This window comes from Gordonia sp. GONU (genome assembly GCF_024733855.1).
In the GTDB taxonomy this organism is placed as follows: Bacteria; Actinomycetota; Actinomycetes; order Mycobacteriales; family Mycobacteriaceae; genus Gordonia; species Gordonia amicalis.
This window is the reverse complement of record NZ_JANRHB010000005.1, coordinates 167,971-188,881: the sequence shown is the minus strand read 5'-3', so window position 1 is coordinate 188,881 and position 20,911 is coordinate 167,971. Positions and strand designations below refer to the sequence as shown.

General features: G+C 68.3%; 19 protein-coding genes. 5 read left to right on the top strand and 14 right to left on the bottom strand.

The genetic code is table 11. The features are described 5' to 3' along the window. Positions 1-52 precede the first annotated feature (52 nt). The 3 genes from NWF34_RS07455 to NWF34_RS07445 all read left to right on the top strand — a co-directional run bounded on the left by NWF34_RS07455 (position 53) and on the right by NWF34_RS07445 (position 4,190). Positions 53-2,104, top strand: coding sequence for an acyl-CoA dehydrogenase (locus NWF34_RS07455; protein WP_006437568.1), 2,052 nt, complete (start codon positions 53-55; stop codon positions 2,102-2,104). A gap of 360 nt (positions 2,105-2,464) precedes the next feature. Beyond that, positions 2,465-3,379: a manganese catalase family protein gene (locus NWF34_RS07450; RefSeq protein WP_258324555.1), complete on the top strand. Its 915-nt coding sequence runs from the start codon at positions 2,465-2,467 to the stop codon at positions 3,377-3,379. A 91-nt stretch (positions 3,380-3,470) separates the two neighbouring features. Further along, positions 3,471-4,190: a hypothetical protein gene (locus tag NWF34_RS07445; protein ID WP_006437566.1), complete on the top strand. Its 720-nt coding sequence runs from the start codon at positions 3,471-3,473 to the stop codon at positions 4,188-4,190. Here NWF34_RS07445 and NWF34_RS07440 read toward each other — a convergent pair. From NWF34_RS07440 to NWF34_RS07400, 9 genes are all read right to left on the bottom strand, one after another. Next, positions 4,172-4,780: a hypothetical protein gene (locus NWF34_RS07440; RefSeq protein ID WP_024500048.1), complete on the bottom strand. Its 609-nt coding sequence runs from the start codon at positions 4,778-4,780 to the stop codon at positions 4,172-4,174. The two genes, NWF34_RS07445 and NWF34_RS07440, sit on opposite strands and share 19 nt — an antisense overlap. Then, complete coding sequence (locus tag NWF34_RS07435; RefSeq protein WP_006437564.1) at positions 4,777-5,220, bottom strand: hypothetical protein; 444 nt, start codon at positions 5,218-5,220, stop codon at positions 4,777-4,779. Before NWF34_RS07435 ends, NWF34_RS07440 begins: the two co-directional genes overlap by 4 nt. Continuing rightward, positions 5,217-6,020, bottom strand: a complete 804-nt coding sequence (locus tag NWF34_RS07430) for a hypothetical protein (RefSeq protein WP_024500049.1) — start codon at positions 6,018-6,020, stop codon at positions 5,217-5,219. The genes NWF34_RS07435 and NWF34_RS07430 overlap by 4 nt, the downstream gene beginning before the upstream one ends. Before the next feature lie 66 nt (positions 6,021-6,086). Next, on the bottom strand, positions 6,087-7,064 hold the full coding sequence (hemB, locus tag NWF34_RS07425; protein ID WP_006437562.1) for a porphobilinogen synthase: 978 nt from the start codon (positions 7,062-7,064) through the stop codon (positions 6,087-6,089). Between the two features lie 111 nt (positions 7,065-7,175). Continuing rightward, on the bottom strand, positions 7,176-8,861 hold the full coding sequence (locus tag NWF34_RS07420; RefSeq protein ID WP_006437561.1) for a bifunctional uroporphyrinogen-III C-methyltransferase/uroporphyrinogen-III synthase: 1,686 nt from the start codon (positions 8,859-8,861) through the stop codon (positions 7,176-7,178). 49 nt (positions 8,862-8,910) lie between these two features. After that, the gene (gene hemC, locus NWF34_RS07415; protein WP_006437560.1) at positions 8,911-9,855 is read right to left on the bottom strand and encodes a hydroxymethylbilane synthase; all 945 of its coding nucleotides are present in this window, start codon (positions 9,853-9,855) and stop codon (positions 8,911-8,913) included. After that, the gene (locus NWF34_RS07410) at positions 9,852-11,228 is read right to left on the bottom strand and encodes a glutamyl-tRNA reductase (RefSeq protein WP_006437559.1); all 1,377 of its coding nucleotides are present in this window, start codon (positions 11,226-11,228) and stop codon (positions 9,852-9,854) included. The genes hemC and NWF34_RS07410 overlap by 4 nt, the downstream gene beginning before the upstream one ends. After that, positions 11,225-12,052, bottom strand: a complete 828-nt coding sequence (locus NWF34_RS07405; protein WP_006437558.1) for a redox-sensing transcriptional repressor Rex — start codon at positions 12,050-12,052, stop codon at positions 11,225-11,227. The genes NWF34_RS07410 and NWF34_RS07405 overlap by 4 nt, the downstream gene beginning before the upstream one ends. A 146-nt stretch (positions 12,053-12,198) precedes the next feature. Further along, the gene (locus NWF34_RS07400; RefSeq protein WP_006437557.1) at positions 12,199-12,453 is read right to left on the bottom strand and encodes a glutaredoxin family protein; all 255 of its coding nucleotides are present in this window, start codon (positions 12,451-12,453) and stop codon (positions 12,199-12,201) included. Positions 12,454-12,578: 125 nt separating this feature from the next. On the opposite strand from NWF34_RS07400, the gene NWF34_RS07395 reads away from it, so the two are divergent. Beyond that, a complete protein-coding gene (locus NWF34_RS07395) occupies positions 12,579-13,733 on the top strand; it encodes an HAD family phosphatase (RefSeq protein WP_258324554.1) in 1,155 nt (384 codons plus the stop codon). Positions 13,734-13,798: 65 nt separating this feature from the next. Continuing rightward, the gene (locus NWF34_RS07390) at positions 13,799-16,168 is read left to right on the top strand and encodes a pyruvate dehydrogenase (RefSeq protein WP_258324553.1); all 2,370 of its coding nucleotides are present in this window, start codon (positions 13,799-13,801) and stop codon (positions 16,166-16,168) included. 7 nt (positions 16,169-16,175) lie between these two features. Here NWF34_RS07390 and NWF34_RS07385 read toward each other — a convergent pair whose 3' ends face one another. From NWF34_RS07385 to NWF34_RS07365, 5 genes are all read right to left on the bottom strand, one after another. Continuing rightward, positions 16,176-17,339, bottom strand: coding sequence for a zinc-binding dehydrogenase (locus NWF34_RS07385; protein WP_258324552.1), 1,164 nt, complete (start codon positions 17,337-17,339; stop codon positions 16,176-16,178). Between the two features lie 32 nt (positions 17,340-17,371). Next, a complete protein-coding gene (locus NWF34_RS07380) occupies positions 17,372-18,559 on the bottom strand; it encodes a lysophospholipid acyltransferase family protein (RefSeq protein WP_258324551.1) in 1,188 nt (395 codons plus the stop codon). Positions 18,560-18,893: 334 nt separating this feature from the next. Continuing rightward, the gene (locus NWF34_RS07375) at positions 18,894-19,946 is read right to left on the bottom strand and encodes an NAD-dependent epimerase/dehydratase family protein (RefSeq protein WP_258324550.1); all 1,053 of its coding nucleotides are present in this window, start codon (positions 19,944-19,946) and stop codon (positions 18,894-18,896) included. Positions 19,947-20,151: 205 nt separating this feature from the next. Continuing rightward, positions 20,152-20,253, bottom strand: a complete 102-nt coding sequence (locus NWF34_RS07370; protein ID WP_003402602.1) for a 30S ribosomal protein bS22 — start codon at positions 20,251-20,253, stop codon at positions 20,152-20,154. 315 nt (positions 20,254-20,568) lie between these two features. Next, the gene (locus tag NWF34_RS07365) at positions 20,569-20,802 is read right to left on the bottom strand and encodes a helix-turn-helix domain-containing protein (protein WP_006437551.1); all 234 of its coding nucleotides are present in this window, start codon (positions 20,800-20,802) and stop codon (positions 20,569-20,571) included. Positions 20,803-20,911: the final 109 nt, after the last annotated feature.

Here is a 20,911-nt window from a genome sequence, read left to right as displayed (position 1 = left end):
CGGGCACCACAAAATATGGGACGGAGCCCTGCGCACTACGTACGGTGGATCCATGGCAACTCCCACTGAGAGTCTCACCCCGTCGCGACCCACTCCGATCGCCAAGGAACCAACCGTCGATGATCCGGTCGCCCCGGCCGAAGTCTCCGCCGACGACGAACTGTCGGCCGACGAACGGGCGTTGCTCGTCGACAACCTCCGGTTCGTCCTCGACGGACGCTGGCGTGCCACCAGGGAAACGGTCCGCGAGAACTCCAACCGAGCCGATCTGCTGCCCGACTCCTCCCGCACCCTCGGCGAATCGCGTGCCCACACCCTCGAGGTGATGCGCGAACTCGCGTCGCAGGGCTTTGCTGCGGCCGGCTTCGCGTCCGACCACGGCGGCACCGGCGACATCGGCGCCTCGATCACCGCCATCGAGATGCTCGGATATGCCGACCTGTCGCTGATGGTGAAGGCCGGCGTGCAGTGGGGGCTGTTCGGCGGTGCCGTGGAGAACCTGGGCACCAAGCGCCACCACGACAAGTACGTCCCGGGCATCATCAACATGGACGTCCTGGGCTGCTTCGCGATGACCGAGACCGGTCACGGCTCCAACGTGCAGGCCATCGAGACCACGGCCACCTACGACCGCGACACCCGCGAATTCGTCATCCACTCCCCCACCCCGTCGTCGCGCAAGGACTACATCGGTGGGGCGGCCGAACACGCCCGCTTCGCCGCGGTCTTCGCCCAGTTGATCACCGGCGGTCCCGACGAGGAGCCCGAGGGACGGGGCGTGCACTGCTTCGTCGTGCCGATCCGCGACGAGGACGGCAACGATCTGCCCGGCATCACCACCAGCGACTGCGGCCACAAGGGCGGTCTCGACGGTGTCGACAACGGCCGCATCATGTTCGACAACGTGCGGGTCCCGGCGGAGAACCTGCTCAACCGCTACGCCGACGTGGCCGAGGACGGCAGCTACAGCTCGCCGATCGATAACACCAACCGTCGCTTCTTCACGATGCTCGGCACCCTCATCCGTGGGCGCGTGAGCGTGGCCGCAACCGCGGGTGCCGCGGGCCGCAAGGCATTGACCCTCGCCACCCGTTACGGCCTGATCCGCAAGCAGTTCGAGGCGCCCGACGCCACCGACGAGATCACCGTTCTGGACTACCTGGGCCACCAGCGAAAGCTGTTGCCGCTCATCGCGAAGTCGTACGCCATCGCATTCACCCAGAACGAGATCGTGGCCGAACTGCACGAGGTCCAGTCGGTGGCGCCGGACGATTCCGACGCCGGCCGGCAACGCCAGTTGGAAGGACAGGCCGCAGGCCTCAAGGCCTACGCGACCTGGCACGCCTCACATTCGATCAACGTCAGCCGCGAGGCCTGCGGCGGCGCAGGATACCTGGACGAGAACCAGCTTTCGATCATCCGCGGCGACATCGACGTGTTCACCACCTTCGAGGGTGACAACACGATCATGATGCAGCTCATCGCCAAGGAACTGCTGTCGTCGTATTCCGATGACGTGCAGGGCCTTTCGGCGGGCGGATGGGTCCGTTTCATCGCCGGGATGGCGCGCGACGTGGTCGCCGAGAAGACCGCCGTCCGCCAGGTGGTGCAGACGCTGCTCGACAGCTCCGACGAGGACACCGAGAAGTCGGCGCTCACCGACCGGAGCACGCAGATCCGGTTGTTCCGCAACCGCGAGGACCACCTGGTGCGCACGTGTGCACAGCGGTTGCGACGTGCGCTCGACGACGAGAACGACGCCTTCGACGTCTTCAACAACGCGCAGGACCACCTGCTGAAGGTCGGGCACGCGCACATCGAGCGGGTAGTGCTCGAAGCGTTCGTCGAGGCGATCGAGAACTGTGATTCCCGTTCTGCTGCAGAACTGTTGGGCAAGGTGTGCGACCTGTTCGTGTACTCCGCGCTCGAAGCCGACCTGGCCTGGTTCATGATGCACCGGCACATCTCGGTGGAGCGGGCCAAGGCGGTCCGGCGCGGCGTGAACGAGCTGTGTCAGGAACTGCGCCCGCACGCACGTTCGCTGGTCGACGCGTTCGGCGTTCCCGAGGAACTGCTGCGTGCGCCGATGCTCGAGAACGGCTGACCCGACCACCTGCGCGACCCTGCATCGATCCGACCCCACCGCGTCCGGCCTGTACCCGCACAGGCCGGGCGCGGTTTCTTCGATGTTCGGGTTTGAATTGTCACAACCCGGGCACACTGCTCCCGACGCCGCTGTGAAAACACCCGCCGCGACGTGACCCGGACGGTCTCGCACTGCGCCGCTGGGTCGACTCGGCCCAGGACGTGGACGCGAATCGTCCTGGGAACAGAGCACACTCGTCGCCGACAGGGGTTCGCTGCTTCGCGCGGCCACTGCGATCAACACTGCCCGCAGAAAGCCCGTCGTCGTCGACGCCTCTCGCTGGCTCGCCGCCCACCCAACACGACTGTCAGGGGAATCATGTTCCGCCACACCGATTACATGCAGTTCGACGTCAAACCCGAGAAGCCCGACCCCGTTTACGCGCGCAAGCTGCAGGAGCTGCTCGGCGGCGCCTTCGGCGAGATGACCGTGACGATGCAGTACCTCATGCAGGGCTGGAACTGCCGCATGAAGGGCAAGTACAAAGACCTGATCATGGACATCGCGACCGAGGAGATCGGTCACGTGGAGATGATCGCCACGATGGTCGCCCGCCTCCTCGAGGGCGCTCCGGTGACCGACTCCACCGCCAACGCCCTCGGCGATCCTGTGGTCGCCGCGGTCCTCGGCGGCAGCGATCCCACCCAGGCCGTCTTCTCCGGTGGCGGCCCGCGCCTCGCCGACAGCAACGGCGTGCCGTGGAACGCGGGCTACATCGTGCACAGCGGCAACCTGCTCGCCGACTTCCACGCGAACGTCACGGCCGAGGCGCAGGGTCGCGTCCAGACCGCGCGACTGTGGCACATGACCGACGACCCGGGCGTGAAGGACATGCTGCGGTTCAACCTGGCCCGCGACACCTATCACCAGAACCTGTGGCTGAAGGCCATCGAGGAACTCAAGGCGGACGGCCTCGAGGGCACCATCGCCCCCGACGACCTGTTCGACGAGGAGTTCAGCGAGCACGCGAGCACGCTGTGGCATCAGTCGGACGGTGCGGACTCGGACAAGGGCGGCTGGGCGAGCGGTCCCACCCCTGACGGGAAGCACGAGTTCAAGTTCCTCGCCGATCCGCAGCCCCTCGGCGACCGCCAATCCGGCCCGCCGCCGGATCCGAAGCTCTATGCGACCTACGATGGCGCCATGGGGACCCCGCAGAAGCCGAAGTTCGGCACTGAGAAGGGTGTCATGGGCAAGATCAAGGACGTCGTCGATCCCGATCCGACCGGATAGAGACCCGTCGCCGGTGCGGCAGCCCGCGGACTCCCCGAGCGTTCGCGGCCTGCCGTGCCGACGGCGGTGTCGCCCGATCTACGGAGGTGCCATGACCGACCTGCCCGACCTCATCACGACGCCGTTCCGCTGGCTCGGTGCGCTGCGGCACGCGCGGGTGTTCCATCCCGACGGTCTGCTGTGCGGGGGCCAGGCGTCGGTCTCCGGGGACCACCCGCTGCCCTTCCGCTCCGGGCCGGTCACGGTCCGTCTGTCGAAGGGAATCGGCACCCCGGGCGGCCTGCCCGACATCGTCGGCGTGGCCGTGCGGTTCCCCGCCTCGGCCCCGACGAACGTCCCGGCCGACGCCCCGACGCCGGCGAAGGGCACCGGCCACGCCGCGTCCGGCGCATGGGACCTGTTGCTGGCCGGACCGGCACCGCTGTCCGGCCGCCTCCCCGTCCCGCTCCCGGCCACGCACTGGGCCCCGACCGCCGTCTCGAGCCTCACGCCCTACCGATACGACGGCGAGCTGTACTGGATTCGTGCCCGCATCATCGAGCCGACCGGGCCGTCCGGTCTGGATGTCGAGAATCTCGCCGCGTGCCTGCGCACCAAGCGGCCGGTCGTGATCATCCTCGAAGCCGGGTGCAGGCGATTCGTTCCCCTGGCCCGGATCGAACTCGACCACGTGCTGACCGGGCTCGACATCGACTTCGATCCGATCCTCCACCGTCCCGACGGGGTCGAGTTCGCGCCGTCATGGCTGGGTGACCTGCGTCGACGCGCCTACCGCGACAGCCGGAAGGGACGTCACTCGGTGGTGTCCTGATCCTTCTCCTCGGATCTTCCGGACTCGGGCTCGCCGGCGTCCGCTTTCCGGCCAGAGGGCGGTAGCCCCATCCGCACGGCGGCGTGGGCCTGCGCGAGTTCACTGCGGAACACCTCGACGTCCCGGGCCCAGGCCTGCGCGAGTTTCCCGGAGGTCAGCCGCACCCCCACACCTTTCCGGCGTCGCGGCACACCGTGGAGTTCACCGAGCGCCGGAGCACTCTCCCAGTCCTCGGGCGTCGGCGAGTTGTTGGGCGGGTAGATCTCCTCGATGTCGGCGAGCGGGGTCGTCACCGCGCCCTGACGCAGCGTCGTCTCCGTGAGTTCGACGCTGACGTGTCGTCGCGCCGCGGTCACCTGGACGAGCGAGAAACCGAACAGGATCACGAGGAAGATGATCAGGACCGGCCAGTGCACCTGTCCAGGTCCGACGATCTCCATGACGAGGACCGCGAGGACGAGCGCGGGACCGATGAGGACCACCCACCTGCTCCCGCCGGGTTCGTAGAACAGGACCTCACCCGGATCCGTTCCCGGATCGGATTCGCCGGGTTCGGTTCCGTCGACCGGGTCTGGCGCCTCGTCGGTCACGGCTTCTTCTTGCGCTGTGTGCGCTGCTTCTTGGGTTCGGGCGCCTTGCCCGTGTACCAGGTCTCCGAGTCCGGCCGGTAGGCCAGCAGCGACCCGAAGAGACCGATGATGGCGGCCAGCAGTGCCAGGGCGAACACCGGCGATCCGAGGCCGACGCTGAGGAACAGCAGCATGGCAACGACGACGAGCGTCAGCGCCGACAGGGACGACCGCCACCGAGCATCACCGGTGAACGCCTTGCTGCCGAGCAGGATGTAGGCGACACCGACGAGCAGGACGAGTATGCCGAGCATCGCCGAGGCCATCGACCCGGAGTCGTCGACCGCGGACAGCACCACGACGAGGACACCGAGAAGGGCCAGGAGCGCTCCCGACACCACCCAGCACCGGTAGGCCCAGACGACGAGTTTCGGACGCTTCGCCGGGTCGGGACTTGTCACTGCTTCTTCGGTCCTTCGCTGTCGGAGTCGGTGTTCTCGGGGTTTGGGCTCTCGGGCTTGCGGAGGTCGGGTGTTCCGGCGCCGCCGGCCTCGGATGACCCGCCGCGGGCGGCGGCCTCGGGTGAACTGTCACCATACGGTGTGTCACCGGGCTGCGTCCCCGGCTGTGACGGGTTCTGGCCGTACGGGTTCTGGCCGTAGGGGTACTGGCCGTACGGGTTCTGGCCGTAGGGGTTCTGGCCGTACGGATACGGCGGTGCGGGCGGCGGCACCGGCCGGGGCTTGCGCTCTTCCGCCATGCGCCGGCAGTACTTCTCGGAGTCGGCGCGCATCAACAGCACGGTCGCGCCGAGTGCGGCGACGCCGCTGATGACCAGGGGCACCATCGCCCACGCCGGGTCGGTGTCGCCGAACAGGGAGAAGACCAGGTTGACGACGATGTAGACACCCATCGCACCCAGCACGATGCGGGCCCAGTTGTAACCCTTGCGCGTGAACCACACGACCAGCGCGGTGATCGCGGTCAGGAACACCGACATCGCGACGAGGATCCCGATGACGAAACCCGACGACGTCATGAACTGCAGCTGGTCCTCGGAGACGCCGTTCGGCGGGTTGTCGCGGACCTGATCACGGACGAGGTCGACGAAGGTGCCCGTCTGCGCGAACAGCGCGACGACCTGTCCGACGACGACCACCGCCCACAGTTCGACGGCGATCGAGATCGAATCCGGGATCCTCGGGCGCAGCTCCGCGTCGGACTCTGACGAGGCGCGCATCGGGTCGAACGGTGCGGACATGGCACCAGCCTAGTGGGACGCGTCACCGGCCCGCGCACACGTCCGGCGAGGTCCCGTGCGGAAGGGTCAGGACAGCCGGTTCGCGACCTCGGTGGCCCAGTAGGTCAGGATGACCGACGCTCCGGCACGGCGGATCGAGGTCAGCGACTCCAGGATCGCGGCGTCGCGGTCGATCCAGCCCCGCTCCGCGGCGGCCGTGATCATCGCGTACTCACCGCTGATCTGATAGGCGGCGACGGGGACGTCGCTCATCTCGGCGACATCGAGCACGATGTCGAGATAGCTCATCGCGGGCTTGACCATCACCATGTCGGCGCCCTCCTCGAGATCGAGGCGCACCTCCCGCAGCGACTCGATCCGATTGGCCGCGTCCTGCTGATAGGTGCGTCGGTCGCCCTGCAACGACGAGCCGACCGCCTCCCGGAACGGCCCGTAGAAGGCCGACGCGTACTTGGCGGAATAGGCCAGGATCCCGGTGTCGGTGAAGCCCTCGGCGTCGAGTGCGTCGCGGATGGTGGCGACCTGGCCGTCCATCATCCCGCTCGGCCCGAGGAGCTGGGCCCCGGCGCGGGCCTGCGCCAGCGACATCGACACGTAGCGGTCGAGGGTCACGTCGTTGTCGACGCGTCCACGGCCGTCGAGCACGCCGCAGTGCCCGTGGTCGGTGAACTCGTCGAGGCAGGTGTCGGCCATGAGGACCGTCGAGTCACCGAGGTCGTCGGTCAGCGCGCGCAGTGCCCGGTTGAGGACTCCGTCCTCGGCGTCGGCACACGAGCCGGCCGCGTCCTTGTCCTCCGGACGGGGCACGCCGAACAGCATCAGACCGCCGACGCCGGCCTCGACCGCCTCCGCCGCGGCGGCGCGCAGCGAGTCCAACGTGTGCTGCACGACGCCGGGCATCGACGAGATCGGCTTCGGCTCGTCGATGCCGTCGGCGACGAACATCGGCAATACGAGTTGCCTTGGCGCGAGGGTGGTCTCGGCGACCAGCCGACGCATCGCCGGCGTGGTGCGCAACCGGCGGGGACGGATCACGGGCGGCATGTCGTCTCCTTCGTCTCCCGGGCCCTTCGAGGCTCGTCGACTTCGATTCACTCCTTCGTCGCTCACTCAGCCCGGCGGCTATCGCTCCTCACACCTCAGGGAGCAGGGCGGTCACGAACGCGATCGACGGGACTTCTTGCGCGGCGGGGGCAGTGCGCCCTCGGCACGGAGCCGGGCGGCGTGCTCGGCGAGCGCGTCGACCAGTTCGAGGACCGAGGCGTTCTCCGGCTGGACGTCCACGCGCAGACCGAATTCCGTTGCGGTCTCGGCGGTCTTGGGGCCGATGCACGCAACGATGGTGCGCGCGTGCGGCTTTCCGGCGATGCCGACGAGGTTGCGGACCGTCGAGCTCGAGGTGAAGCAGACCGCGTCGAAGCCGCCAGTCTTGATCATCTCGCGGGTCTCGGCGGGCGGCGGTGCGGCGCGCACGGTGCGGTACGCGGTCACGTCGTCGATCTCCCAGCCGCGGTCGCGCAGCCCCTCGGAGAGGGTCTCGGTGGCGATGTCGGCGCGCGGCAACAGGATTCGGTTGACCGGATCGAACACGTCGTCGTAGGGCGGGAACTCTTCGAGCAGGCCCAGCGAGCTCTGCTCACCCGACGGCACGAGTTCGGGGTTGATACCGAAGGAACGCACCTTGTCCGCGGTGGCCTCGCCGACGCAGGCGATCTTCACACCGGAGAACGCACGGGCGTCGAGTCCGAACTCGGCGAACTTCTCCCACACGGCGCGGACCGAGTTGGTGGAGGTGAACACCACCCACTGGTAGCGACCGTCGACGAGTCCCTTGACCGCGCGCTCCATCTGCGCGGGACTGCGCGGCGGCTCGACTGCGATCGTGGGCACTTCCTTGGGCATGGCGCCGTGGCTGACGAGGCGGTCGCTCATGTCACCGGCCTGATCCTTGGTGCGCGGCACCAACACGGTCCAGCCGTAGAGGGAACGCGACTCCCACCACGAGAGCTTGCCACGCGAACCGACGACCTTGCCGACGGTCACGACCAGCGGTCCGGTCAGTGCGTTGCCCTGCTCGTTGAGGGTGGCGAGGGTGGCCTCGATGGTGCGCTGAGCGCAGGTGGTGCCGTTGATGGTGATGGCCGCAGGGGTCTGCGGCGCCATCCCGTGCTCGGTCAGCGCGCTCGCCGTCTCGGCCAGGTGGCCGGAGGTGGCGTGCAGGACCAGCGGGCCCGGGGCGGCGGCCAGGGCGGCCCAGTCGACCTCGCCGCGCACGTCGGCCTCGGTGTGGGTCGAACCCAGCGGCATGCCGGCGTAGCTCGGGACGACCGAGGCGGCGGGCAGGCCGGGCAGCACCTCGAAGGTGACCGAGTGCCGGGCCACGGCGTTGACCTCGGCGAGCACCGAATCGGTGGTCAGCGGATCGCCGGCGACGACGCGGACCACGTCGTCACCGTTGCGAGCGGCGGCCACGAGGGTCTTGGCGACCTCGGTCGGGTCGCCCAGCGCCGGACGAACCACCGACTCCTCGTCGGACTGGCCGGCCTCGGGTGCGGCCGCGGCGGTGGTGCCGTCGGACGACGCGGTGCCGGCGGCGTCGGTATCGGCTTTCTCGTCCGCCTTGTCTGCCTTCTTGGCCGACCGGCGGGTGTTCGGTGCGGGTTCTTCGCGGTGTGCGCTGCCGATCAGCGACACCACGGCAGCCGGCACATCGGGATCGATGTAGGCCGTGGTCGCATTGATGATCACGGTGCGCGCCCGCACGGTGAGCAGATCGGGATCACCTGGACCCGACCCCACGAACAGGATCCGTCCGGGATTTGCCTTCTTCGTACGGCTCATGGGTTCGCACTCTCCTGCCCTCGCGTGGAGGGCTGCAGTTCGTTCTCTGCTAGGGAGAGTTGACGAGTTCGCCCGCTCCCAGCTCCAGCAGTTCGGCGGCGAGATCATTACCCAGTTGGACGGCCCGATCGACCGGGCCCACCACCGAAGCGCGGATCACATCGGATCCGTCCTCGGCCGCCACCGCCGCACGCAGCGACAGTTCGGCGAAGATGCGCCCGTCCTCGTCGATCGACTCGACCACCTCGGCGATCGCTCCGACCGGTGCGGTACATCCGGCTTCGAGAGCCGCGAGCACCGACCGTTCGGCCTCGATGGCCGCCCGGGTGGACGGGTCGTCCAACTCGGCGAGTATTCTCACCAGTTCGGCATCGTCTGAGCGGCACTCCACAGCGAGAGCACCCTGCGCCGGAGCCGGCAGCATGACGACCGGATCGAGCGCTTCGGAGACCACTTCGGTCCGTCCGATCCGCACGAGGCCGGCGCGGGCGACCACGACTGCGTCGAGTTCGCCGCTGGCGACTTTGCCCAACCGAGAATCTAGGTTGCCTCTTAGGGGGCGGATTTCCAAACCGAGACCCAATGCTTTAAGCTGTGCCGCCCGGCGGGGCGCCGAGGTGCCGACCACCGACCCCGGCGGTAGCTCCCCGAGCACCAGCCCGTCCCGGCTGACCAGCGCATCTCGCGGGTCCACGCGGGTCGGGACGGCCGCGATCGTGAGGTCGTCCTCGGGAGCGGTCGGGAGGTCCTTGTAGGAGTGCACCGCGACGTCGACCTCGTCGTTGCGGAGTGCGACGCGGATGGCGGTGGTGAAGACCCCGACGCCGATCTCGGCGACCGGTGCGGCCGACGCGTCACCGGCGGTCTTGATGATCACCAGCTCGGCCGGGTGCCCGGCGTCGGTCAGCCCGTCGGCGATGGTCTGGGCCTGGGTGGTGGCCAGCAGGGAACCCCGCGTACCGACCCGGATCGGCGCGGTTCGAGTTTCGCTCATCGGTCACCCTGCTCGCCGGCCGAGTCCGTGGTCCCCAGCCGATCGGGCGCCGAGACCGACTCTGCAGCACCTGGTTTGAGCTCGAACAATTCGCGCAGCGCCTCCGCGTAGTGGTCACCGTTGGGAGTCGACGCCAGCTGCTTCACACGCACCGTCGGTGCGTGCAGGAGCTTGTCGACGACGCGTCGGACGGTCTTGGCGACCTCGTCGCGCTGATTGTTCTCGAGGTTCGGGAGCCGGGTCTCGAGACGCAGGATCTCGGCCTCGACGACGTCGGCGGCGCGCTGACGGAGCGCTGCGACGGTCGGCGTGACCTCGGCCTGACGCTGATGGGTCAGGTAGTCGGCGAGCTCGGCGGCGACGATCGACCGGGCCGCGAGCGTGTCGTTCTCGGCGGCCTGGGTCTCCGAGTCGCCGCGCAGACCCTCGATGTCGACGACGTGCACACCGGGCAGGCGGGCCGCGGCCGGATCGACGTTGCGTGGCAGCCCGAGGTCGCAGATCACCATCGGCGTGGTATCCCCGCGGAGGTTTCGCTCGGCGAGAGCCGAATGCACGGCACCCACACTGACCACGGAGCCGACCGAACCGGTACAGCTCACCACGACGTCGGCGGCGGCCATGGCGGCCGGCAACTGGTCGAGGCCCACGCCGTGCACGGTGATGCCGTGGTTGGCGGCGATGTTGTCGGCCAGGTGGCGCGCATTCTCGACCGTGCGGTTCACCACGGACATCTCGGTGACGCCCTCACGGGCCAGCTGGGCGGTCGCGAGACCACCCATGGCGCCCGCACCGACGACCACCGCGGTGCGCAGGCGGTGCGCCCCGGTCGCGGGATCGGTCAGCAGCGACTTGGCGCGATGCAGGGCCACCGACACCACCGACGCGCCGGCACGGTCGATGCCGGTCTCGGTGTGCACCCGCTTGCCCACCCGCAGCGCCTGCTGGGCCAGTTCGTGCAGGACACGTCCGGCCGAGTCGTTGGCGTCCGCGCTCAGGTAGGCGTTGCGGATCTGGCCGAGGATCTGCTGCTCGCCGACGACGAGCGAGTCCAGGCCCGCAGCCACCGTGAAGAGGTGCTCGACAGCGGCCTCGGAGTAACGCACGTAGGCGTGCCGGGTCATGTCGTTGACGGTCATGCCCGAGTGGTCGCCGAGGACCTCGCCGACCGCCTCGAGAGCCGGGTGGAACGCGTCGACGACCGCGTAGATCTCGACGCGGTTGCACGTCGACACGACCATGGCCTCGGAGATCGCCCGTGACGAGAGCAGCTCGTCGACCAGCTTCGGACGGTCGTGGTCGGAGACCGCCAACCGCTCGAGCACCTCGACCGGCGCACTGCGGTGCGACACCCCGAACAACAGAACACTCACGCTGTCACCGTTTCTTCACCCATTGCGTTTCCGCGGCGCCCATCGGCCGCCTTCACCTCGCGAGGCGCACCGACGTCGCTGCGTGAGGAGATCTTGAGGTCGTTCCGTGGGGCCTGTGTCGTGCCACGGGATGCCTGGAACGCCAACACCTGTAGTTCCAAGGCTAGATCAACTTGTCTGACGACGACATCCGCCTCCGTCGTCAGGGCCACCGGGGTGACGTTGAGCACCTGCCGGATCCCGGCGCCGACGAAGGCATCGAAGGCACTTCGGGCGTCCTCGTCGGCGGTGGCCACGACACCGATCTCCACCGCGGGCTCGACCTCGGCGCAGACCGACGCGATCTCGGTGAGCGGGGCGATCCGCGGCCCGCCGACCTCGAACGATGTGCCCGCGAGGGCCGGATCGGCGTCGAACATCGCCGCCACGCGGAACCCACGACCGAAGCCGGTGTGGGCGAGCAGGGCACGTCCGAGCTGCCCCGCACCGGCGAGGGCGACCGTGTGGATGCTGTCCGTGTGCAAGGTCATCGAGATCCGTGCGGTGAGACGACCGACGTCATATCCGACGCCGCGCACACCGTTCGCGGCGACGTAGGAGAGGTCCTTGCGGAGGATGGCCGGGTTCACGCCGGCCGCGGTGGCCAGTTCCCCGCTGGAGGCCACCAGGATGCCGCGCTGACTGAACGAGCGCAGGACGTGCAGATAGGTGGCCAGCCGGGCCACTGTGGGCGCCGGAATGTCCGTTGCGACCTCCGGGGCCGGCGGTGGCAGTGCGGACGCGGGAGGCTCGGCGTCGCCCGGCTTCTGACGATCGGCGCCCACGCTCACCTCCACTCCCCTTCACACACCACGACCCATCGAGGATACAACCCCCTGTGAAACTCTTCACATGGACCCTCATGATTCGCCGGGCTGTGTTAGACATCATCGTTTCTACGCGATGGCGGATCGTCGCCGGACCGGCCGGTTCAGCCCTGACGGGTGAGGTCGGCGCGTAGTCGGGGCTCGTCGACCTCCCAGTAGCTGTGCTCGTCGCCGTCGAGCAACACCACCGGCAGCCGGTCCCCGAATTCCGCACGGATCTCGGGGCGGCCGTCGGCCGCGGCGCGGTCGACGTCGACCTCGGTGAACTCCACTCCGAGCTCGCCACAGATCCGCGTCAGATCGCGACGAGCAGTCGCACACATCTGGCATCCCTCACGGGTCAGCAGTTCGACGGTCATGCCGACCATTCTCCCAGCGCTGCCTATCGCCGACGATGCGGCCCGGTCACCCACCGGCGACGAGGGGCGGTCCGGCTAGGCTGGTCCGCGCAGGCAGTGCTGGCGCCAAGCGTGGGAGGTGGGCAGTGGGCAAGACCCCGAGCCCGGAAGACGAGCAACCCGACAACACACCAGATGGTCCTGCGCACGACCCCACCGGACCGGACGCCCCGGGTGACGAGAGCTTCGCCGCCACCCCGCTCGACACCGGTGACGACTGGGAGTCGCAGGCCGCGCGCATCGATTTCGACGACGACTTCGACGAGGACGCCGAACTCCACGACCTCACCGACGACGAGTCCAACCGGGTCACCACGTGGATCTCGCAGCGTGCCAGCGCGGCCACCGGCCGATTCCGCCAGACCGCGCACGAGCTCCGCCAGACCCTCGCCGGCGAGGCGAGCGCGAAGGCCGCCGTCGATTCGCTCCGGCTGCGCGAACCGTCCGACGTCGAGCCCACCGAGACCCCGCGGGACCTGACCGCGGCCGCCTTCTTCGACGTCGACAACACCCTCGTCCAAGGCGCGTCGATCGTGCACTTCGCCCGCGGTCTCGCCGCACGGAAGTACTTCACGTACAGCGACATCATGGAATTCGCGTGGACCCAGGCGAAGTTCCGGATCACCGGCAAGGAGAACGCCCGCGACGTCGCCGAGGGCCGGGAGAAGGCGCTGTCGTTCATCGCCGGCCGACAGACCTCCGAGCTCGTCGAACTCGGCGAGGAGATCTTCGACGACTACATCGCCGACAAGATCTGGCCCGGCACACGCGCTCTCGCACAGCGCCATCTCGACGCCGGCCAGCAGGTGTGGCTGGTCACCGCGACACCCGTCGAGCTCGCGCAGACCATCGCCGGCCGGCTCGGCCTCACCGGTGCGCTGGGCACGGTCGCCGAGAGCGTCGACGGCGTGTTCACCGGACGCCTCGTCGGCGACATCCTGCACGGGCCCGGCAAGGCCCACGCGGTGCGCGCACTGGCCATCCGCGAGGGCCTGAACCTCAAACGCTGTACCGCTTACTCGGATTCACACAACGACGTCCCGATGCTGTCGCTGGTGGGCAAGGCCGTCGCCATCAACCCCGACACCGACCTGCGCGACGTCGCCAAGGTCCGCGGATGGGAGATGTACGACTTCCGGACAGCACGCAAGGCGGCGAAGTACGGTGCCGGTACCGCCATCGTGCTGGGAGCCGCCGGTGGCGGTGCCGCGGCCGCCGCACGGTTGCTCCGACACCGCTGACCGAGCCTCGTCGCGGCGCCGGTGACCGCACCCGGAGAGACCCCCATCCCGGAGAGGACCCACCCATGACCGACGAGACCCTGACCGATCTCCGTAGCAGCACAGCCGAGACCGGGACACCCGACACGCTCCGCACGATCGAGCAGCGCGTGTTGTGGCTCGCGACGTCGATGATCCACCACGCCAACCGGGTTCGGCCGAATCCGTCGGGACTCAAGGTCGGTGGCCACCAGGCGTCGTGCGCCTCGATGGTGTCGATCATGACGTCGCTGTGGTTCTCCCAGTTGCGACCGGGCGACCGGGTCTCGGTCAAACCGCATGCGTCACCGGTCCTGCACGGCATCAACTATCTGCTCGGCGGGCTCGACGAGTCGTACCTGACGACGCTGCGGGAGTTCGGTGGACTGCAGTCGTATCCGAGCCGAACCAAAGATCCCGATGCGGTGGACTATTCGACCGGATCGGTGGGAATCGGTGCGACCGCACCGATCTGGGGCGCAGTGGCCCGCCGCTATCTCGACACGACGATCGGTGGCCCCGATGCGGTTGCCGCCGACCGCCGTTCACCCACCGTGCTCGCCCGGCAGTACTCGCTCGTCGGTGATGCCGAACTCGACGAGGGTGCGGTCTGGGAGGCGATCCTCGACCCCTCGGTGGCCGAGCTCGGCGAGATCGTCTGGATCGTCGACCTCAACCGCCAGTCGCTGGACCGGGTGGTCCCCAACATCGCCGCCGGGCGACTCGAGGCCATGTTCGCCGCCGCCGGTTGGCAGGTGATCATGGTGAAATTCGGTCGGCTGCTGGAGGAACTGTTCGACCCCCCGGGTGGGACGGCGCTGCGCTCACGCATCCTCGACATGCCTAATCCGGAGTATCAGCGGCTGTTGCGATGCGACGCCGACGAGGTCCGTGTACGTCTGCCCGGGTCGGGTCCCGACGCGAATGCCGTCGCGACGCTGATCGCCGACGTCGACGACGAGACGCTCCTGAAGGCGATCCGCAATCTCGGCGGACACGACCTCGATGCCCTGATGGGCGCCTACGCTCAGATCGACGACACCCGTCCGACGGTCATCCTCGCCTACACCATCAAGGGCAACGGCCTCCCGATCGAAGGCCACCCGCAGAACCATTCCTCACTGCTCACCGTCGAACAGTACGACGAGCTGGCGGCATCGCTGGGTCTGGATCCGGCGCACCCGTGGGGCCGGTTCGACGAGGGCACCGACGAGGCCCGGTTGTGCGCACAGGTCGCCGAGCGACTCCGGCGCCAGCCCGTTCCGCTCACCACACCGCCCGCCGTTCCGGTCGACACCGGCAAGACACCGTCGGGAACGTCGACGACGCAAGCGGCACTGGGCCGTACGCTGTTGGCCCTGTCCCGGGAGGCTCCCGAGGCGTCGGCCCGGGTCGTCACGGTGAGCCCCGACGTCAGCTCGACGACCAACCTGGCCGGCTGGTTGAACAAGGTCGGGGTGTGGTCGCCCGACGAGCGGCGCGACTGGTTCGCCGACGACGCGGAGACGATCATGCACTGGCGGGAACGCCCGACCGGCCAGCACATGGAACTCGGTATCGCCGAGACGAATCTGGCGGGCCTGATCGGCGAGCTCGGCGCCACCTGGAGTCGTTGGGGCGAACCGCTGTTCCCGATCGGCGTGCTCTACGACCCGTTCGTGGAACGCACCCTCGAGCCCTGGTCGTACGGGATCTACGCCGGCGGGCAGTCGATCCTGGTGGGCACGCCGTCCGGCGTCACCCTGGCCGCGGAAGGCGGAGCGCACCAATCGATCACGACGCCATCGATCGGCCTGGAGCAACCCGGCTGCGTCAGCTACGAACCCGCCTTCGCGGTCGACGTCGAATGGACGCTGTTGTCGTGCATCGGAAAGCTCGGACGTCCGGACGGGACCTCGTCGTATCTGCGCCTGTCCACCCGTCCGGTCGATCAGCGACTCGCCGCGGTCCCCACCGACGCGGCGGCCCGCGAACGTCGTCGACGCCAGGTGGTCGCCGGCGGATACCTGTTGCGCCGCAGCGAATCCCCACAGGTCACACTGGTCGGGATGGGGGCGGTGATCACCGAGACCCTCGCCGCCGCCGACCGACTGGGTGAACAGGGTGTGGCCGCCGACGTCGTGTGCGTGACGAGTCCCGGACTGATCTTCGAGGCACTGCAGGCCCGCCGCGGACTCGCCGACGGACCGTCGTGGATTCTCGACCAGGTGTTCCCGGCCGGCCGCGCGGCGCCGATGGTCACCGTCCTCGACGGGCACCCGCACACGCTCGCCTTCCTGACGGGTGTCAACAACGTGCCGGGCGCGGCACTCGGCGTCAGCCGATTCGGTCAGGTCGGCTCGCTCGAGGACGTGTACCGCCTCCACGGCATCGACACCGACTCGATCGTCCGCGCCGCGCTCGACCTCACCCTCTGAAACCTCCTCAGAGCGAGTCGATCTCACTCATCGGGTCGATCAGCACCTTCGCGTGGTGAGCGGCCGCGCCGAGCGCGTCGAACGCGGGCGCCACCCCCTCGAGCCCGACGGTCGCGGTGATCATCGGCCCGACGTCGACCTTCCCCTCGGCGATCATCTGCAGGGTCTCGTGGAATTCGGCCGGATCGTAGACGAACACGAACCGCAGCTCGATCTCCTTGTTGAGCGCCATCGCCGGGCGGAACGTGTCCGGTTCCATGCACACACCGACCACGACGACACGTGAGCGGAACGGGGCATTCGACACGACGTGCTCGATCATGCCCGGAGTACCCACGCATTCGAAGATCACCGGCCCCTTCGGCGTCGCGCCGAGCCGATCGGCGATTCGGAACAGGGAGTCCCACGGCGCCAACGGGATTCGACGCAGAGTGTGCATCGCATCGAACGCGGTGCCGAGCAGGTCCTGCGCCGCGGTGACGTACCTGCCCTCGCGCGCACACCGATCGAACGGTGACTCCACGGCCGGATCGACGACGATGTCGGCGCCGACGCGCCCGGCCAGGGCCCGGCGCCCCGCGGACAGATCGCTCGCGATCACGGTGCGCACGCCCGACGCCTTGAGCATCGCGACGACCGCGAGCCCGATGGGTCCGCAGCCGATCACCACTGCCACGTCGCGCCGGCCGACCTCGCCCCGGCGGACCGCGTGATGGGCGACGGCCAGAGGTTCGGTGAGGGCCGCGTGTTCGACCGACAGGCCGTGGGGAATCTCGAAGGTCATGTCCTCGGACACCAGCACGAACTGCGCATAGGCGCCCGGAGCCGACGCCGTCAGCCCGGTCAGATGCGCCTCGTCGCCGTGCCGGATCATCGGCACCGACACCACCGGCGTCCCCGGCGCCCACCGCTTGCGGCATCCGGGCCCGTAGGACACCACCTCGCCGGCGAACTCGTGGCCCAACACCACCGACTGGTCCGAGCGCATGAACGCGTCATAGCCGACCTCGTCGGACACGTCCGCGGTCGCGTCGCAGTGCACGCGGGCATGGAGGTCAGACCCGCAGATCCCCGCCCGCAGGACCCGCAGGAGCACCTGTCCGGTCTCCGGTACGGGCATGGGGACGTCTTGGACGGTCAGCTCACCGGCTCGACACACGACTGCGCGCATGCCTCATGAGTATCAGGCACACGGGGATCCCGTCAGCCGAAGTAGACACTCCCCCGCCGGCTCAGCATCCGGAACAGGGTCTGCTGGATCTCCTCGCGGACATGGTCGGTGAGGTCGAAGACCACCATCGGGTCGTCGGCCGACGATTCGTCGTAGGAACCGGTCTCGATCGGGCGGCCGAAGTGGATGTGCCACTTCGACGGCAACGGCACCATGCCCAGCGGGCCCAGCAACGGGAACAGCGGCGTGATCGGGAAGTACGGAAGGCCGAGCACCTTGGCGAGCGGCTTGAGGTCGGCGAGCATCGGATAGATCTCCTCCGAGCCCACGATCGACACCGGGATGATGGGCGCCGCGTTGCGCAGTGCGGTGGTCACGAAGCCGCCCCGGCCGAACCGCTGCAGCTTGTAGCGGTCCTTGTAGAGCTTGCCGATGCCCTTGAACCCCTCCGGCCAGACAGCGGTGAGCTCCCCGGCACGCAGCAACCGGTCGGCGTCGCTGTTGCAGGCGAGCGTCGCACCGATCCGGCGCGCGACCTCACTGATGCCCGGCGAGTCGAAGGCCATGTCGGCGGCGAGGACACGCAGGTACCGATGGTCGGGATGGTTGTCGCGGACGGCGAGCGAGGTGATGATCGCGTCGACCGGGATGGTGCCGGCGTGGTTGGCGACGAGGAGCGCACCGCCCTCGAGGGGCAGGTTCTCGATGCCGGTCACTTCGACGCGGAACCACTTCTCATAGACCTGCCGGACTGCCGGAAACCACACCGATTCGGTGAAATGGGGATCGAATCCGAACTCGTCGACCTCGTACTCGCCTGTCATCCGCTCGCGGATGAAGCCGGCGGTGGAGGTCAAGGTGTCGGCGACGGCGTTCCGAATGCCACCGAGACTGAACAGCGGGCTCGACTTCGACGGCCCTCGGTGTTCGACACCGAGCGCCTCGTCCGACAGGGCGATCTCGCTGCTGATCGGGGTCACCCGCGCGGGCGGACGTCCGAACCCATCGGTGTTGGGATGACCGAGGCCCGTCGGATCTCCCTGCGTGACACCGTGTTTCACACGCCGCTCGGGCGTCTGCTGGCTCGGATGTCGGCGACGGCCGGAATCACGTGCACCGCGGCGATCCGCGGTGGCGTCTGGTCCCGACGGTGACGCATAGAGCTGTATGACTTTCGCGGTACGTGCATCTGTCGCTCCGCTACCTGCCAAGGCGCTCACCCCTTGTTCCTGTTCCTAGGATCGTCCGTGTGTCGGCGAACCCCCGCTCGACGGTTTGAACCGGGGCTGCCTGGACTACTGGCAATCGTTCCGTCACAGGCCATTCCTTCGGATCTACAGACGCAGCGTCGCGTTGTCGATGACATGAAACGGGAACCTGGGAACGGCCACGATCTTCCCCGCGTGATCGCCCGCATGTTCCCGAAGTCCTCACCCTCGCCCGCGGTGGAGTGGCTGCCCCTGCGCGCAGTGTGGGTCTGATGACCCAGTCTAGAGGTAGCAGTGACGTTGCGCACCTTGACCGGAACTCGTCGTACAAATCTCGTCTCGCATCTCACTGGAGTTGATGTGCGGCAGACACGACTCGCTGCTCGAACGCACGCCACGCGTCGGACCCGATCACCGGTGTCACGCCGCTGCGTTCGACGAAGTCATCGAGGGTTTCCATGGTCGTGTACCGCGGCACGAAACCCAGTTCGGTGCGCATCCTGGTGGTGTCCAGCACCCGGCCATAGGTCAGGAATTCGGTCTGCGACGAACGCAGCTTCGCCGAACGCAGATCCTGGAAGACGCCGGAGATCGGCGCGAGGAGACCGCTCGGGACCGGTAGTTCGATGTGCCCGAGTCGCCGGATCGCCTGCGTCAGCGTCACCACGCCCTCGCCCGCGAGATTGAACGTGCCCGGCTTGCCCGCCAGGGTGACATGCTCCATCGCCGCGAGCGCATCCTCCTCGTGCAGGAACTGCAGACGCGGCTGGTAGCCGAGGACCGTCGGCACCACCGGCGCCGACAGATACGAACCCATACGCGTGGTGATCCGCGGACCCAACATCGCCTGCGGACGCACGATCGTGATGTCGATGTCCTGGCGCCGGCGCCCGAGACCGCGCACGTAGCCCTCCACGTCCAGGAGGTCGCGGCCGTAGCCGCGCGTGGGCTCGCGGCGCGCGCGGGTCTCCTCCGAGAAGTGCGACGGGTCGTGTGCACTGGCTCCGTAGACCATCGCCGTGGACCGCAGCACGAGACGCTTCACCGACGGCGTCCGCTGACAGGCCGCGCAGACCTGCATCGCGCCGAGAACGTTGAACTCCTTGATCGCCGCCGAGTGCGGCGCGGTGTCGGCGATCGACGTCGCGGCGTGCACCACCGTGTCGACCCCATACGACGCCAGGGCCTTCGCGATCGTGGGACGCCGGATGTCCAGGCGCAGGAACTCCGCCCGCCCCATCCGGCGCAGCAGGTCCTTGCGCGGGACCCGGGAGTCGACGGCCAGCACACGTTCGATCTGTGGATTGGCTGCGAGCCGCGCGACCAGATACCCGCCCAGGAAAGTCGACGCTCCCGTGACCAGGACGACCCGAGGTAGCACTGCGGAGGATTCGGCCATGGCGTCGAGGCTAACGGCATCAACCCGTTTCAGCCCGCCGAGGGGCGGAGATCGGCGTCATCGGTGACGAACGACCCCGAAACCACATCATTCGTGTGACAAATGACCCCAGCGGCAACAGCCCCGGACACCACCAGGACCCGCCGAGGCGGGTCCGCAACAGCAAAAGGACCCGCCGAGGCGGGTCCTGGTGCCATGCGAGTGCTTATTTGCCGAGTTTGCGGCGCTGCACCCGGGTTCGACGCAGCAGCTTGCGGTGCTTCTTCTTCGACATGCGCTTGCGGCGCTTCTTGATCACTGAACCCATCGGGGCGCTTCCTCACGATTGACACTGATGTACTTGACCGACCCTGGCCTGCACTCGATCGGCTTCGTCAGTGATCGTCGACTGGCGTCGACGACCCGGGTCGAGGAGCTCACCGGCACATCCAGGTACGCGACCACTGAGCCTACCGGGCCGTGTGTCGGATCAGGAAATCGCGGTGTCCGAAATGACGGCGCGAAACCGGCTGCCGGCACCGGCGAACACCCGCTCCAGACACAACACTCCCGGGTCGGCGACGGGGCCACCCTCGGGAGTGCTGTGTGAAACTGCTGATCGGCGCGTCAGCCGAGACCGAACCTATCCGGCGTCGAAGTACGACGTCTCCAGGTAGTCGTGCACCGCTTTCGCGTGCACACGGAACGAGCGTCCGACCCGAACCGCAGGCAATTCGCCGTTGTGGACGAGACGGTAGACGGTCATCTTCGAAACGCGCATCAGCGACGCAACCTCGGCGACGGTGAGGAATTGCGACCCAGAGGTCGCGTTGCTCACCGAGGCCGTCCTGTCACCAGGAGTGTCTGCAGGTGCCATTGATCACTCATACCTCCGGTGCACGCGTCGCGGCCGCAGGCTTCCCCTCCTGCGGACATCAGACACGCACGTGCTTAAAGCAGCTTAGCGTGGCAGATGTGAAAAAAGC

What these genes read in the sequence shown, in the direction of transcription:
- NWF34_RS07455 (WP_006437568.1), top strand. Translation starts at nt 53, where the DNA reads ATGGCAACTCCCACTGAGAGTCTCACCCCGTCGCGACCCACTCCGATC.
- NWF34_RS07450 (WP_258324555.1), top strand. Translation starts at nt 2,465, where the DNA reads ATGTTCCGCCACACCGATTACATGCAGTTCGACGTCAAACCCGAGAAG.
- NWF34_RS07445 (WP_006437566.1), top strand. Translation starts at nt 3,471, where the DNA reads ATGACCGACCTGCCCGACCTCATCACGACGCCGTTCCGCTGGCTCGGT.
- NWF34_RS07430 (WP_024500049.1), bottom strand. Translation starts at nt 6,020, where the DNA reads ATGTCCGCACCGTTCGACCCGATGCGCGCCTCGTCAGAGTCCGACGCG.
- hemB (WP_006437562.1), bottom strand. Translation starts at nt 7,064, where the DNA reads ATGCCGCCCGTGATCCGTCCCCGCCGGTTGCGCACCACGCCGGCGATG.
- NWF34_RS07420 (WP_006437561.1), bottom strand. Translation starts at nt 8,861, where the DNA reads ATGAGCCGTACGAAGAAGGCAAATCCCGGACGGATCCTGTTCGTGGGG.
- hemC (WP_006437560.1), bottom strand. Translation starts at nt 9,855, where the DNA reads ATGAGCGAAACTCGAACCGCGCCGATCCGGGTCGGTACGCGGGGTTCC.
- NWF34_RS07400 (WP_006437557.1), bottom strand. Translation starts at nt 12,453, where the DNA reads ATGACCGTCGAACTGCTGACCCGTGAGGGATGCCAGATGTGTGCGACT.
- NWF34_RS07390 (WP_258324553.1), top strand. Translation starts at nt 13,799, where the DNA reads ATGACCGACGAGACCCTGACCGATCTCCGTAGCAGCACAGCCGAGACC.
- NWF34_RS07385 (WP_258324552.1), bottom strand. Translation starts at nt 17,339, where the DNA reads ATGCGCGCAGTCGTGTGTCGAGCCGGTGAGCTGACCGTCCAAGACGTC.
- NWF34_RS07375 (WP_258324550.1), bottom strand. Translation starts at nt 19,946, where the DNA reads ATGGCCGAATCCTCCGCAGTGCTACCTCGGGTCGTCCTGGTCACGGGA.
- NWF34_RS07370 (WP_003402602.1), bottom strand. Translation starts at nt 20,253, where the DNA reads ATGGGTTCAGTGATCAAGAAGCGCCGCAAGCGCATGTCGAAGAAGAAG.
- NWF34_RS07365 (WP_006437551.1), bottom strand. Translation starts at nt 20,802, where the DNA reads ATGGCACCTGCAGACACTCCTGGTGACAGGACGGCCTCGGTGAGCAAC.